Source organism: Caballeronia sp. LZ065 (genome assembly GCF_031450975.1).
GTDB lineage: Bacteria > Pseudomonadota > Gammaproteobacteria > Burkholderiales > Burkholderiaceae > Caballeronia.
The window spans coordinates 2872041-2886899 of record NZ_JARUXV010000001.1; the positions used below are offsets into that span (position 1 = coordinate 2872041).

At 63.3% G+C, this 14859-nt stretch carries 11 protein-coding genes; 2 read left to right on the forward strand and 9 right to left on the reverse strand.

The features are described from left to right. Positions 1–9: 9 nt before the first annotated feature. The 7 genes from murF to coq7 form a co-directional block, all read right to left on the reverse strand. A complete protein-coding gene (gene murF / locus QCE63_RS13275; RefSeq protein ID WP_309833431.1) occupies positions 10–1440 on the reverse strand; it encodes a UDP-N-acetylmuramoyl-tripeptide--D-alanyl-D-alanine ligase in 1431 nt (476 codons plus the stop codon). Next, positions 1437–2981 (reverse strand): UDP-N-acetylmuramoyl-L-alanyl-D-glutamate--2,6-diaminopimelate ligase, encoded by a 1545-nt coding sequence (locus QCE63_RS13280; RefSeq protein ID WP_309833432.1) that lies wholly within the window; start codon positions 2979–2981, stop codon positions 1437–1439. Before QCE63_RS13280 ends, murF begins: the two co-directional genes overlap by 4 nt. Next, entirely contained in the window at positions 2978–4834 is a 1857-nt protein-coding gene (locus tag QCE63_RS13285; RefSeq protein WP_309833434.1) for a penicillin-binding protein 2, read from the reverse strand. Before QCE63_RS13285 ends, QCE63_RS13280 begins: the two co-directional genes overlap by 4 nt. Continuing rightward, positions 4831–5175, reverse strand: a complete 345-nt coding sequence (gene ftsL / locus QCE63_RS13290; protein ID WP_309833435.1) for a cell division protein FtsL — start codon at positions 5173–5175, stop codon at positions 4831–4833. The genes QCE63_RS13285 and ftsL overlap by 4 nt, the downstream gene beginning before the upstream one ends. Further along, entirely contained in the window at positions 5172–6113 is a 942-nt protein-coding gene (rsmH, locus tag QCE63_RS13295) for a 16S rRNA (cytosine(1402)-N(4))-methyltransferase RsmH (RefSeq protein ID WP_309833436.1), read from the reverse strand. Before rsmH ends, ftsL begins: the two co-directional genes overlap by 4 nt. Positions 6114–6141: 28 nt before the next feature. Beyond that, the gene (gene mraZ, locus QCE63_RS13300) at positions 6142–6570 is read right to left on the reverse strand and encodes a division/cell wall cluster transcriptional repressor MraZ (protein ID WP_309833810.1); all 429 of its coding nucleotides are present in this window, start codon (positions 6568–6570) and stop codon (positions 6142–6144) included. Positions 6571–7019: 449 nt separating this feature from the next. Continuing rightward, positions 7020–7673 carry a 2-polyprenyl-3-methyl-6-methoxy-1,4-benzoquinone monooxygenase gene (gene coq7, locus QCE63_RS13305; protein ID WP_309833439.1) on the reverse strand — a complete coding sequence of 218 codons (654 nt, stop codon included), beginning with the start codon at positions 7671–7673 and terminating at the stop codon, positions 7020–7022. 493 nt (positions 7674–8166) lie between these two features. Between coq7 and QCE63_RS13310 the strand changes: the two genes are divergently transcribed. Beyond that, positions 8167–9330, forward strand: a complete 1164-nt coding sequence (locus tag QCE63_RS13310) for a porin (RefSeq protein ID WP_309833441.1) — start codon at positions 8167–8169, stop codon at positions 9328–9330. A 155-nt stretch (positions 9331–9485) separates the two neighbouring features. Here the strand turns inward: QCE63_RS13310 and QCE63_RS13315 are convergent, their stop codons facing one another. Then, positions 9486–11159, reverse strand: coding sequence for a long-chain fatty acid--CoA ligase (locus tag QCE63_RS13315; protein ID WP_309833442.1), 1674 nt, complete (start codon positions 11157–11159; stop codon positions 9486–9488). 126 nt (positions 11160–11285) lie between these two features. After that, positions 11286–13367 (reverse strand): molybdopterin oxidoreductase family protein, encoded by a 2082-nt coding sequence (locus QCE63_RS13320; protein ID WP_309833444.1) that lies wholly within the window; start codon positions 13365–13367, stop codon positions 11286–11288. A 165-nt stretch (positions 13368–13532) separates the two neighbouring features. Here QCE63_RS13320 and QCE63_RS13325 point away from each other — a divergent pair, with 165 nt between their 5' ends. Then, on the forward strand, positions 13533–14723 hold the full coding sequence (locus QCE63_RS13325) for a M20 aminoacylase family protein (RefSeq protein WP_309833445.1): 1191 nt from the start codon (positions 13533–13535) through the stop codon (positions 14721–14723). The last annotated feature ends 136 nt before the right edge of the window (positions 14724–14859 follow it).

Genomic DNA, 14859 nt, shown 5'->3' on the forward strand with positions numbered 1-14859 from the left:
TTCAGTGAATCAATGTGCGGCGGGCGCTTGGCCCGCTGCGGGTTGGTGTGGACTCGTCAAGGCGTCCACCACGCGCTCCATCTTCATGAAGCGCGAGCCTTTCGCGAGATACGTGGCGTGCTCGCCGTAGCTTGCGTGTTCGAGCGCGGCGATCAGGCCGGCCGCGTCATCGAAATGCGCGCCGGTCTGCTTCGATGCCTGCGCGTTGAATGCGTTCACCGCGTCGCGGCTGGCGGCGCCGAGCGCGAACAGCGCATCGATGCCGCGCTCCGCCGCATACGCGCCGACTTCACGATGAAACGCCGGGCCTTCCTCGCCGACTTCACCCATGTCGCCCATCACGAGCACGCGCGGCGTGGCCTGCGAGGCCAGCACGTCGATGGCGGCGCGCATCGAGTCGGGATTCGAGTTGTAGGTGTCGTCGATCACCGTGGCGCCGGCCAGCGCGCCAAGCTGCGCGCGCTTCACTTGCAGACGGCCTTTCACAGGCTGGAAGGCTTCGAGGCCGCGCTTCACGGCATCCAGCGCAACGCCTGCGGCGAGCGCCGCCGCCGCGGCCGCCAGCGCGTTGCGCGCGTTGTGCTCGCCGAGCACGGCCAGCGCGACATCGCACGCGCCCTGCGGCGTATGCAGATGGACCGTCGTGCCGTCGAGCGTGCCGGTGACAGCGGCTTTCGAGGTGTCGTCGGTGAGCGCGAAATCCATGATCGGATTGCCGGTCGCCGCGACGCGCCAGATGCTGGCGTAATGGTCGTCCGCCGGGAACACGGCCGTGCCGGTCTCGCCGAGCGCGTGAATCACCGACGCATGTTCGAGCGCGACGGCTTCGACCGTCGCCATGAACTCCTGATGCTCGCGCTGCGCATTGTTGACCACGGCGACAGTGGGCGCCGCGATCTTGCCCAGCAGTTCGGTTTCGCCCGGGTGATTCATGCCGAGCTCGACCACGGCGAGCTTGTGCGACGCGTTCAGGCGGAACAGCGTGAGCGGCAGGCCGATGTCGTTGTTGAAGTTGCCCGCGGTCGCGAGACGCGCCCCTTCGCCGACGGCCGCGGCGAAGATCGAGGCGATCATTTCCTTGACCGTCGTCTTGCCGTTGCTGCCCGTGACGGCGACGAGCGGCATCGTGAAGCGCGTGCGCCAGCCGTGTGCCAACGCACCGAGGCCCGCGCGCGTGTCCTTTACCTTGATGACAGGAAGCCGCCAGGCACTGCCGTTGCTTGGATCGCGTGACACGAGCGCGGCGGCCGCGCCGTCTTTCGCCACTTGATCGAGGAAATCATGCGCATCGAAACGATCGCCCTTCACCGCGATGAACAGGTCGCCGGCCTGCACGCCGCGACTGTCGGTGACGATGCGTTCGATCGCAATGTCGTTCTCGCCGTGAAGCGTGGCGCCCGGGATCATCGCGGCGGCGTCGCGCAAGGTGAACATCGTCATTCGCCACCTCCGCGCGGTTGCGTGGCGCGCGACGCCAGGGCGAGGCGCGCGTGATCCTGGTCCGAGAACGCGCGCTTCTTGCCCATGATTTCCTGCGTGGCCTCATGCCCCTTGCCGGCGAGCACGACGACATCCTCGCGCGCCGCCGCACGGATCGCCTGCAGGATGGCGCTCGCTCGGTCCTCGATGCGGCGCGTCCGCGTGGCGTCCTTCATGCCGGCGGCGATCTGCTCGATGATCGACATCGGCTCTTCGCTGCGCGGATTGTCGCTCGTGATGACCACTTGATCAGCGAGACGCTCGGCGATGGCGCCCATCAACGGACGCTTGGTCACGTCGCGGTCGCCGCCGCAGCCGAACATGCAGACCAGTTCGCCGCCGCGTGCCGCCGCCATCGGGCGCAGCGCGGCCAGGGTCTTGTCCAGTGCGTCCGGCGTATGCGCGTAATCGATCACGACGAGCGGCTCGTCGTTCTGGAGGCGGCCGCCCAGTCGTTCCATTCGCCCGTTCACCGATTCGAGCTTCGCGATGCGCGTGATCGCGGCATCGAAGGGCACGCCCACTTCCAGCAGCACGCCGAGCACGGCGAGCAGGTTGCTCACGTTGAAATCGCCGAGCGTGCCGACTTCGACATCGGCCTCGCCCCAGTCGGACGAAAGGTGAAACGCCGTGCCCGTTGCCGTGGCGCGCACTTGCGTGGCAAGCAGCAGCGCGTCGGCGCCGGGCGTGGCGCTGACGGGCATCTCGACGCCATAGGCAATCGTTCGAACCTTGCCGCGCAGGGATTCGATCAGGCGCTGGCCCGCCGCGTCGTCACGGTTGACGATGGCCGTCTTGAGCGTCGGCCACGCGAACAGACGCGCCTTCGCGGCTTCGTAGGCCTTGAACGTGCCGTGATAGTCGAGATGATCCTGCGTGAGATTCGTGAAGATGCCGATGTCGAAATCCACGCCGTTCACGCGCCCCTGATGCAACGCATGCGAAGACACCTCCATCGCGATGCCTTCGACACCCTGCGCCTTCAGCTGCGCGAGATTGCGTTGCAGTTGCGGCGCATCGGGTGTGGTGAAACCGGTATGCGTGAGCTTGCCCGGCATGCCGATGCCGAGCGTGCCAATGATCGCGCACGGACGGCCGAGCGCCGTCAGCGCGGTAGCGAGCCACTGGCTGCACGAGGTCTTGCCATTCGTGCCGGTCACGCCGACGGTGAGCATCGACGCCGTGGGCTCGCCGTACCACGCGGCAGCGATGGGACCGGCAAGCTCGTTGAGCGCCTTCACGGCGAGCGTCTTCGCTGCGTCCGGCTTGCCCGCGAAATGCTCCGGCTGATAGAGCGCTGCGGCCGCGCCCGCGGCGAGCGCTGCATCGAGGTACGGACGGTTGTCGGCGCCATCGACGGCATAGGCCATGAACACGTCGCCGCTCTTGAGCGAACGCGTGTCCGCGTGCAGGTGCGCGTCCGCTCGAGCATGCGCGCGCAGCCATTCCACGGCGTGCGACACGTCCTTCTGCATGCGCGTCTGACGGGCTGGCGCGCTCATCGCACGACTCCCGGATGCGTCTTTGCATTGCTCGACACCGCGACCTTGCGGGCGGCGTTGGCGCTGGTCGCGTTGGCCGGCTGCGGACCTGCGGGCGCGTTCGCCGGGTTCGACTCGTCGTTCACCACCATCTGCTTGACCGGCATGTCGGGCGGCACGTTGAGCGCGCGCAGCGTATCGCCGACGACGCCCGAGAACACCGGACCCGACACCTGGCCGCCGAAGTGGCTGCCCGCCGTCGGCTCGTCCACCGACACGGCCACGACGATGCGCGGATTCGGCATCGGCGCCATGCCGACGAACGACGCGCGGTACTTCGAATGATCGTAGCCGTGAGCGCCGTGCTTGTAGGCCGTGCCCGACTTGCCGCCGACGCGATAGCCCGGCACCGCCGCATCCGGCGACGTACCGCCCTTCGCCACCACGGTCTCGAGCATCGCGCGGACTTCACGCGCGGTGGTCGGCGCGAAGACACGCTGGCCGAGCGGCGGCTGGTCGCCCGGCGTGCGGAAGATGGAAACCGGCAGAATCATGCCGTCGTTGGCGATCGCCGTGTAGGCGCGCGCCAGCTGGAACAGCGAGGCGGACAGGCCGTAGCCGTAGGACATCGTCGCCTGCTCGATGCGGCGCCAGCTCTTCCACGGCCGCAGGCGCCCGGTCACCGCGCCCGGGAAGCCGACCTTCGGCGCCTGACCGAGCCCGATGCTCGTGTACATGTTCCACATTTCTTCCGGACGCAATTGCATCGCGATCTTCGTCGCGCCGATGTTGCTCGACTTCTGGATCACGCCGCCCACCGTGAGCGTGCCGAAACCGGCGTCGTCGGTGATGCGCGCGCCGTCCAGCACGAAGGAGCCGCCGCCGGTCTCGACGAGCGTGTTCGGCGTCACCCGGTGCAGATCCAGCGCGAGCGAAACGGTGAACGGCTTCATGATCGAGCCGGGCTCGAAAGTGTCCGTGAGAATGCGGTTGCGCAACTGCTCGCCGGTCATGTGCGAGCGGTCGTTCGGGTTGTAGGTGGGATAGTTGACGAGCGCGAGCACCTCGCCCGTCTTCACGTCGATCACGATCGCCGCGCCCGCCTTCGCCTTCGACTTCTCGACGGCCGCCTTCAGGTTCGTGTACGCGATGTACTGAATCTTGCTGTCGATCGACAGTTCGACGTCGCTCCCGTTGTGCGGAACCACCTGCTCGTCGACGTCTTCGACGATGTGGCCCATCCGGTCCTTGATCACGCGACGCATGCCCGGCGTGCCGGCGAGCACGCCCTGGTCGCCGAGCTCGACGCCTTCCTGACCCCTGTCTTCAATATTAGTAAAGCCGATCAGATGCGCCGTGATTTCGCCTTCCGGATAGAAGCGCTTGTATTCGCCGCGCGAATAAATCCCGGGGATGTCGAGCGCCGCGACTTTCTGTGCGACTTCGAGCGGCACCTGACGCTTCACGTAGACGAAGGTCTTGTCCATCGAGAGCTTCGTGCGCAGTTCCTTCTGCGACATGTCGAGCAGCTTCGACAGTTCGGCGAGCTTGTCCGCGCCGAGGTCGTTGGGCACGGCTTCGGGAATCGCCCAGATGGCCTTCACCGGCAGGCTCGTGGCGAGCACGAGACCGTTGCGGTCGCGAATCTGCCCGCGCGTGGCCGGCATTTCGAGCGTGCGCTGATAGCGGCTCTCGCCCTGCTTCTTGAAGAACGCGTTGCCCGGGCCCTGGATCCAGAATGCGCGCCCGGCCAGCGCGACGAACGCCATGAACAGCAGGAACACGACGAACTTCGAGCGCCACATCGGCAGGCGCACGGCGAGGAGCGGATTCGGCGTATGAGCGATGTCTCTCTGCTTCGCGGCTTTTTTCATCGCTTGGCTCCGCGGGCAGGCGGCGCCGACGCCGGCAGCGGCGGCGGCATGGGGGCGTCGGCGGCCTTGTTGGCGGCCGCGTCATAGGTGAGATATTGGGTACGTCCGGTCGTCACGGGCTGCATCTTCAGGGACGTGTTGGCCAATTGCTCGATGCGCGAAGTCTTCGACAGCGCGCTCTGCTGGTACTGCAGTTGCGAATAATCCTGCTGCAGCTGGCGCTCCTGCGATTGCGTCCGCTGCAGTTCGATGAACACCTGCCGCTGCTTGTTGGTGGCGCTGACGACCGACAGCGCGCACCCGAGCACGACGATCAGCAGCAGGATGTTGAGGCGGTTCATGGCGCGATCCGCTCCGCGATACGCATCACCGCGGATCGTGCCCGGGGGTTGTCGGCCACTTCAGCCTCGCTCGGAAACACGCGGCCCACCACCCGCAACGGCGGGCTGGGAAGATCGACCGCACGGATCGGCAAGCGCCGGTCCACGACGGGCGCGCTTGCGTGCGCCTGCATGAACCGCTTGACGATCCGGTCTTCGAGCGAATGAAAGCTGATCACGACCAGCCGCCCCCCTTGCTCCAACAATGCCAGTGCCGATTCGAGAACTACCTGCAGCTCCGCAAGCTCTTGATTGACGTGAATCCGTATAGCTTGAAAGGTGCGAGTTGCCGGGTCCTTGCCCTTCTCACGGGTTTTGACGACGTGACCCACGATTTCGGCAAGCTCGCGCGTGGTGTCGAGAGGCCCAAGACGGTCGGACTCTGCCCGGCGAGCAACAAGCGCCTTTGCAATCTGAAAAGCAAACCGTTCTTCCCCATAATCTCTTATCACCTCCGTCAGTTCCTGCACCGTGGCTCGCGCGAGCCACTCAGCCGCCGACTCGCCCCGAGTCGGATCCATCCTCATGTCGAGCGGACCTTGTGCGCGGAAGCTGAAGCCGCGCTCCGGGTCGTCCACTTGCGGCGATGACACGCCCAGGTCCAGCAGCACACCCGACACTTTCCGCACGCCGCGCTCGCTGGCCGCTTCACGCATGATCGCGAAGCTGTCGTGAACGATCGCAAAGCGCGAATCCTGAATCTTTTCCGCCGCGGCGATGGCCAGCGGGTCCTTGTCGAACGCGATCAGCCGCCCCGCTTCGCCCAGCCCCTGCAAAATGGCTCCGCTGTGTCCGCCGCGCCCGAACGTGCCATCCATGTAGATGCCGTCGGTACGCGTGATCAGCCCGTCTACCGCTTCCTTCAGCAGCACCGTGCGATGCTGCAGTTCATTTCCCATCGCAGGTGCCATGTTTTTCAGCGCCGCGTCAGAAGGTGAAGTTCTTCAACGCGTCGGGCATGCCCTGCGCCATGGCCGCGGCTTCCTTCGCGGCGTAGGTCTCGGCATCCCATAATTCGAAGTGCGCGCCCATGCCGAGCAGCGTCACGTCTTTTTCAAGCGACGCAGCCGAGCGCAATTCAGGCGACACCAACACGCGCCCGTTGCCGTCCAGTTCGACGTCCATTGCATTACCGAGAAAGATGCGCCGCCACCACATCGCTTCCATGGGAAGCGCGGCGACCTTGGCGCGAAAGACTTCCCACTCCGGGCGAGGAAACAGCAACAGGCATCCATCCGGGCTCTTTGTGAGCGTCACCCGGCTTTCAGCCTGCCCTTGCAGCGCTTCCCGATAGCGGGACGGAATAGACATCCGCCCTTTCGCATCGAGCGTCAGCGCCGACGCCCCTTGGAACACTCGCCCCTCTCCCTGTGCCTTCTGCCTTTTGCCGTCCGGGTGCTCGCCTTGGCGTGCGTCCGGACCTTCTGGCCGGCTACGGCGCCACGATGGCGCCCCTCCCGCCGCTGTTTTGCTCAAAAATGGCCTGTGAATCACACAAAAGACCACTTTCTCACACTGTCTCCCACTTTAGAGGAAGGCATTTCCTCGGTCAAGACGCGTGACTTTTTTTCGAGACGTTTTTTTCCGCTAGAACAAGGACTTAGCGCACGAGCTTGAAGTGACGGGAAAACAGAAAAGCGTTATGAATTAGAGAGCTAGTGATGGATCTGAAGGTGATACGTGAAATCAGCGCGTGAAATGAGGGAAATGTAACGGTTCTTGCGGGCGTTTCTCAGGCCGAAAGTGGGATTTCGCTGAGACGCGGTCCGATCGGCCAGACATAGGCGACCGGGACCGTGGTCATACTATATATAGTAAGCAGTGGTCGTCATGACCTTCGATGCCGCGCGCATCAGCGCACGCACGGGAAAGGGCATTTCGCTGCCACCGGCGCTGGTTGCTGCGGCGGCATGCGCGCTTTCGTCGAGTCGCATTTGCTCGACGATGGCACGCGAGGCGCGGTCGCTTGCCGGCAGCGTGTTCATATGGCCGTCGAGGTGCTGCTCGACCTGACGTTCGGTCTCGGCCATGAAGCCGAGGCTCGCGCGATCGCCGAACCGTCCCGCGACAAAACCGAGTGCCAGCGCACCGGCATACCAGAACGGGTTGAGCAGGCTCGGACGCGACTCCAGGTCCTTGAGTCGTTGCGACGTCCAGGCGAGGTGATCCTCTTCCTCGCGTGCCGCGTGCTCGAAACTGGACTTCAGTTCGGGCGAGGTCGTCGCGAGTTTTTGCGCCTGATAAAGCGCCTGTGCGCAGACTTCGCCAACATGATTCACTCGCATTAGACCGGCCGAGTGCGCGCGCTCCTTTTCGGTGAGTTCCAACTCCTCGGGGAAGAGATCGTCTTCGGCGCCCGTGCCCGGCGTCGCCTCGGGAAGCGGCCGCGACATGCGGCTCACGCCCGTCATGGAACGCAGCCCCCGATCGAACTCGCTGATGACTTCATCGAGTGTCATGTTCTCACCTCTCTTCGTTATCCGCCGACGGTGGTTGAAGCCATCCGACTCAGCAATCCGCATTCTCCAGCCCGGCCGGTTGCGGCGGCAAAACGCGGATTCTAGCGTACCTCGCGTCTGTCCGAATGCTCGCCCCCTTCGCCTCGCTCGGCCCGCAGCGGCTCGTGAAAATGACCGGGACATGGCAAAAAACTGGCCGCGGCATGTGCGTCAAGGGTGCCGAAAAGCGCAAAACGGACCGCTCGAATCACCCTGAATTTGGAATTAGGGCAAACACGGGTCGCAAAAATCCTGCAAAACCAACATTTTAGCGCCTGTTGCGTAAACGTCACATGAGTCTCAAGGACGAGCCCCTTTTCCTTTGTCCGTAAAAGTCTCTTTGTTACATTACGTGTCAACTTCGTTAAGAAGCCCGGCAGGGACCGTCAACACACTGGCGCCAAGAACAGTGACCTTGCCAAAAAGTCGCAATCACTCCCTGGAGATCTATTCAATGAAAAAGTCGCTTCTCGCTCTCGCAGCTTTGGGCGTTTTCGCTGGTGCTGCCCATGCGCAGAGCAGCGTGACGCTGTACGGCATCATCGACGCAGGCTTCGTGTACACGAACAACGCCGCTGGCCAAAAGCAATATCAGATGAACAGCGGCAACCTGCAAGGCAGCCGTTGGGGCCTGCGTGGTACGGAAGATCTGGGTGGCGGTCTGAAGGCCATCTTCGTGTTGGAAAACGGCTTCAACGTGTTCAACGGCCGTCTTGGCCAGGGTGGTGCTGAATTCGGCCGTCAGGCATATGTCGGCCTGGGTTCGACGCAATTCGGTACGGTCACGCTGGGTCGCCAGTACGACTCCGTGGTTGACTACACGGGCGCATTCGAAGTCGGTAGCCAGTGGGCCTCGTACTTCGGCGCACACCCGGGCGACCTCGACAACCTGAACAACTCGAATCGTGTGAATAACGCGATCAAGTACACGAGCGCGAACTACGCAGGCTTCACGTTCGGCGGTCTGTACAGCCTGGGCGGCAACGCTGGCCAGTTCAACCGCAACCAGATCTGGTCGGTTGGCGCAGGCTACGCACAAGGCCCGCTGCAATTGGGCGCCGGCTACTTGAACGTCAAGGATCCGAACTACTCGTTCTTCGGCAACACCCCGGCGTCGAGCACCACGGCCTCGAACATGGCCGCCAGCCGCGTGTACTCGGGCTTTGCTTCGGCGAAGACGCAGCAAGTCATCTCGGCAGGCGGTGCTTACACGTTCGGCGCAGCGACCGTTGGCGCAACGTATAGCAACACGCAGTTCAAGGATGTCGCTTCGGAAGCCGGCACGGGCCTGAACCCGGCAGGTTACACGGGCGGTTCGGGCAAGTTCCACAACGCCGAAATCAACTTCAAGTATCAGCTGACCCCGGCTCTGCTGCTCGGCGTCGCTTACGACTACACGAAGGGCTACGGCCTGGGCGATGCCAAGTACCATCAGGCAATGCTCGGCGCGGACTACTTCCTGTCGAAGCGTACCGACCTGTACATCGACGGTGTGTACCAGCACGCAAGCGGTACGGACTCGACTGGCCGCAGCGCAGTTGCCAGCATCAACGGCCTGTCGCCGTCGTCGACGACGAACCAGCTGGCTGCCATCGTCGGCATCCGCCACAAGTTCTAATAAGAACACAGCAGCACGCTCTGAAAGGCGCCTTCGGGCGCCTTTTTTTCGTCTGCGTTCTGGCCTGGCATTGTCTGCGGCGGCTGTCGCTCGCAGCCAACAAAAAAGCCTTCGTGTTTCGCGACACGAAGGCTTTTTCTCTGCTGGCCTGTTTTTCAGACTCGTCCGTCGCGCAGTTCGCGCCGCAGGATCTTGCCGACATTGCTCTTCGGCAGCTCGGTGCGAAATTCGATCATGCGCGGGCGCTTGTAGCCCGTGAGCCGCTCCTTGCAGTAGGCGATGACATCCGCTTCGGTCAGACCCGGGTCCCGGCGCACGATGAAGAGCTTCACCGCCTCGCCGGAATTCTGATCCTTCACGCCGACCGCCGCCACTTCGAACACCCCGGGCAGCATCGCGACGACATCCTCGATTTCGTTCGGATAAACATTGAAGCCGGACACCAGGATCATGTCCTTCTTGCGATCGACGATCTTCACGTAACCCCGCTCGTCCACGACGCCGACATCGCCGGAACGGAAAAAGCCGTCCGGCGTCATCACCAGGGCGGTTTCGTCGGGACGGTTCCAGTAGCCGGCCATCACCTGCGGCCCGCGAATGCAGATCTCGCCGGGCTGACCGAGCGGCACGTCACGATTGTCATCGTCGCGGATGGCAACTTCCGTCGACGGCAACGGCAGGCCGATCGTGCCGGTGTATTCGGTTGCGGTCGTCGGATTGCAGGTGACGCACGGCGAGGTCTCCGACAGACCGTACCCTTCGACGATCGGCACGCCCGTGGCAGCGAACCAGCGCTTGGCCACCGCTTCCTGCACGGCCATTCCGCCGCCGTTCGCGGCGATGAGCTTGGAGAAGTCAAGCTTGCCGAAATCGGGATGATTCAACAGCGCGTTGTAGAGCGTGTTGACCGCCGGGAACGTGTTGATCTGAACGCCCTTCAGTTCCTTGATGGTGGCCGCGATGTCGCGCGGATTCGGAATCAGCATGCCGACGCCGCCGCAGCGGATCGTCAGGAAGCCGCAGACCGTCAGCGCGAAGATGTGATACAGCGGCAACGCGACCACGCACACGAACTGGTCGATGTCCGGCCGACGCTTGCGCGCCGGATCGAACCACGCCTGGGATTGCAGCGTGTTCGCCACCACGTTGCCGTGCGTGAGCGTCGCGCCTTTCGCGACGCCCGTGGTGCCGCCTGTGTATTGCAGGAACGCGACGTCGTCGGGGCCTTGCGTCACGGCTCGGAGCGTGGCGCGGCTGCCTTCGGCCAGCGCGTCATTGAAGCGGATGCTTCCAGGCACATTCCATTCGGGCACCAGCTTTTTCACGCGACGCACGACGAAATTGACGAGCAGCCCCTTCACGCCCATCAGGTCGCCCAGCGCCGCGACGATCACGTGTTTGATCGCCGTGTTCCGGACCACGGCCTGCAACGTGCCCGCGAAGTTTTCCAGAATGACGATCGCTTCCGCGCCGCTGTCCTTGAGCTGATGCTCCAGTTCCCGTGGTGTGTACAGCGGATTCACGTTGACGACGATATACCCTGCGCGCAACACGGCCGCGATCGCCACCGGATATTGCAGGATGTTCGGCATCATCAGGGCGACGCGCGCGCCAGGCGCCAGGCCCTTCTGCTGGAAGAATGCGGCGAGGTTGCGCGACATTGTGTCGAGCTCGCCGTAGGTGATGGCCTGCCCCATACAGACGAACGCGCGACGGTCGCGGTTGGCGCGAAAGCTGTCCTCGAGCAACTCGGAAACCGACCGATACGCCGACACATCGATTTCCGCTGGCACGCCGGCCGGGTATGACTTCAGCCACGGTTTCTCCACGGCGTCTCCTTTATAGGCTTTTAGAATGGTCGTGCGGAATCGGAATCCTAGCTGCTTGGATTACGTCCGACAACTGGGTTAGACGCCATGCTGCACACTTGTTCCGGCCCTCGTGAATAAAGCTCATCAGTGCATGGGCTCCACTTCTACGAGGCAATCGTAGAAAGTTGCCGATCGGCCGAGATCTGTCAGCGCCTGGCTGGTCACTTCGTTCGCGTTGCGGCCGTCCGGGGACAGCTTCTTCCACCAGATCGACAGACCGACAACGACGCCCTCACGCGCCCGCTCCGTCACGCGCGCGCGGGCCTGCATCGAACCTCGGTCGTTGAAGATGCGCACCAGGGCGCCGTCGGCGATGTCGCGAGCCGCCGCGTCGGCGGGATGCAGGTCCAGATGAGGCTCGCGCTCCGACGCGCGCAGGCTCTCGATGTTCACGAAGCTGCTGTTGAGGAAATTGCGCGCGGGCGGCGAGATCATCGAGAGCGGATAGCGCGTGTGCAGTTCCGGCGAGCCGTCGGCCGATTCATAGGGCGGCAGATAGTCCGGCAACGGGTCGAGTCCTTCTTGTTTCAGGCGTTCGCTGTAGAACTCGCACTTGCCGGAGGGCGTGCGAAACCCGCCGTTCGCCAGCGGCGCGTCGTCCAGCCGAAGCTTCAGCCAGCCCGTTTGCTTCAGGCTTTCCCAGCCTTCGCCTTCGAGTGTCGAATCGTTCCAGTGAAAGGCCTTCGACGCGATTGCCTCGTCGCTCTCGAACAAGGCCGGCTCGTCCAGGCTCATGGCGCGGGCGATGCCACGAAAGATTTCGGTATTCGGCCGTGATCCGCCGACCGGCTCGATCGCCGGCACGTTCGCCATGATGTGCGTATGGCCGTATGACTTATGGACGTCGAGATGTTCGAGTTGCGTCGTTGCCGGGAAAATCAGGTCGGCGTAGTCGGCGGTGTCGGTCTGGAAATGCTCGAGCACGATCGTGAACAAGTCCTCGCGTGCGAAGCCCGCCGCGACCTTCGCCGAGTCCGGCGCAACCGCGACCGGGTTCGAGTTGTACACGATGAGCGCCTCGACTTTCGGGCCGAAGGTCTCGTCGCCCGGATGCAGCAGCGCATCGCCGATCGCATTCATGCTGATCGCGCGCGGAAGCTTCGCGGGCCAGCCGGGAAGCAGGTCGGGACGCTCGAGCGCGGCGCCGTCGATGGGGGCCCATCCCGACGACGACAGCAGCAACCCGCCCGAACGTTCACGCCATGCGCCCGTGAGCGACGGGAGACAGGCAATCGCACGCACCGCGTTACCGCCGCCGCGCACTCGCTGCATGCCGTAGTTGAGACGGATCGACGCCTTCCTGGTCGAGCCGAACGCGCGCGCCAGTTCGACCACGACGCTCTCTTCGATTCCACAGATCTGCGCGACGCGGGACGGCGGATACTGCGCTGCTCGCGCAGCGAGCGCGTCGAAACCGAGCGTGTGTGCGCGGATGTAGTCCGGATCGATGAGTTGCTCGCGAATCAGCACGTCGATCATGCCGAGCGCGAGCGCTGCGTCAGTGCCGGGTCGCAGCGCGATGTGCTGATGACACTTCTCGGCCGTCAGCGATCGATAGGGATCGATGGCAATCAGCTTCGCGCCGCGGCGCTTGGCTTCTTGGGCAAGCGTCCAGAAATGCAGGCTCGACGCGATCGGATTGGCGCCCCAGATCAGAATGATCTCGCTCTCGGCATAGAACTCGGTGTGCATGCCGAGACTTGCGCCGTAGGTATAGCGCAGGCCGGCAGCGCCCGCGGCGGCGCAAATCGTGCGCTCGAGCCGCGACGCACCGAGAACGTTGAAGAAGCGCGCCGCGATGCTCTCGCCCTGCACGAGCCCCATGGTGCCGGCATAGCTATAGGGCAGGATGGCTTCGGGGACGCGCTGCGCGATCGGCTTAAGTCGTTCGGCTGCGAGCTTGAGCGCTTCATCCCAGCCGATTGGTTCGAATCGACCCTCGCCTTTACGGCCGATTCGGCGCAGCGGCGTAAGCAAGCGATCCCGATGATGCGTGCGCTCTGCGTAGCGCGATACTTTTGTGCAAAGCACGCCTTGGGTGGGCGGATGGTCGGGATCGCCGCTGACTTTGATCGCCTTGCCGTCCTTGACGGTCACGCGCAAGGCGCACGTATCGGGGCAATCATGCGGGCAAACGGCGCGGGCGAACTCGGCGGGGGCGTTCATTGAAAATGTCCGGAGAAACATGAAAAACGGCAGTAGATAACGGAATTCTATTACGCCCGCTATGCGACCGTCCGCCCGATAAGGCGAATAGTGGCGGCGTAGAATGGGAGAACACCATACGTAGTCAATACGCGCATTCCGAATTCAAATCCGAGAGTAGTTCAAATGAACCTGATCCCTGAAATCGAAGCATCACACGACGAAATCCAGACCCTTCGACGAACCATTCATGCTCATCCCGAACTGCGGTATGAGGAAGTCGGCACGGCCAAACTGGTAGCGGAAAGCCTCGAGCGGTGGGGAATTGAAGTTCATCGCGGGGTGGGCAAAACAGGTGTTGTCGGAATTCTGAAACGCGGCGACGGTCATGCCTCGATTGGGCTGCGCGCCGACATGGACGCCCTGCCCATCCAGGAGCTGAACACCTTTGGACACCGGTCGACTCACGATGGACGCATGCACGCCTGCGGTCACGATGGCCATACGGCCATGTTGCTCGGCGCCGCGAAGCATCTGTCGGAACACGGGCGATTCGATGGCACGATCGTATTCATCTTCCAGCCGGCGGAGGAAGGCGGCGCGGGCGCGAAAGCGATGATCGAGGATGGACTTTTCGAGCGCTTTCCGGTCGATGCCGTATTCGGCATTCACAACTGGCCTGGCATGCCGGCTGGTCACTTCGGCGTGACTGAAGGGCCGATCATGGCATCGAGCAATGAGTTTCGCGTGACCATTCGCGGGACGGGTTCACACGCGGCAATGCCTCATAACGGGCGTGATCCGGTTTTCACGGCAGTGCAGATCGCGAACGGCCTTCAGGGCATCATCACCCGGAACAAGAAGCCCATGGACACCGCGGTGCTCTCAATCACGCAGATTCATGCAGGCGACGCCGTTAATGTCGTCCCGGATCAGGCCTGGCTCGGTGGGACTGTGCGGACTTTCACAGTCGAGACTCTTGATTTGGTCGAGACGCGCATGCGCAAGATTGTCGAAGCGACTGCGTCCGCTTACGACTGCGAAGCCGACGTGCACTTCTTGCGCAACTATCCCCCTACGATCAATGCGCCCGATGAAGCACGGTTCGCGGCGGCGGTCATGGCCGAGGTCGTCGGGGAGGACAAGGTAAACAGCGCCATCGAACCGACGATGGGCGCGGAAGATTTCTCGTTCATGCTGCTTGAGAAGCCGGGCTGCTACGCGTTTCTCGGCAACGGCGATGGTGGACATCGTGATCGGGGTCACGGCGCCGGGCCGTGCATGCTGCACAACGCTAGCTATGACTTCAACGATGACCTGCTGTCGATCGGTTCATCGTATTGGGTGCGTTTGGCTGAGCGATTCCTGGCGCGTTGACCTGTCTCTGAGAGAGGGCGATACGCAAGGTAGGGCGGCGCGCTGAAACGCAAAAACCCCACCTTGGTGGGGTGGGGTTTTTGTTTGTAGCATGAGGAGCCTGACGATTACCTACTTTCACACGGGTGATCCGCAC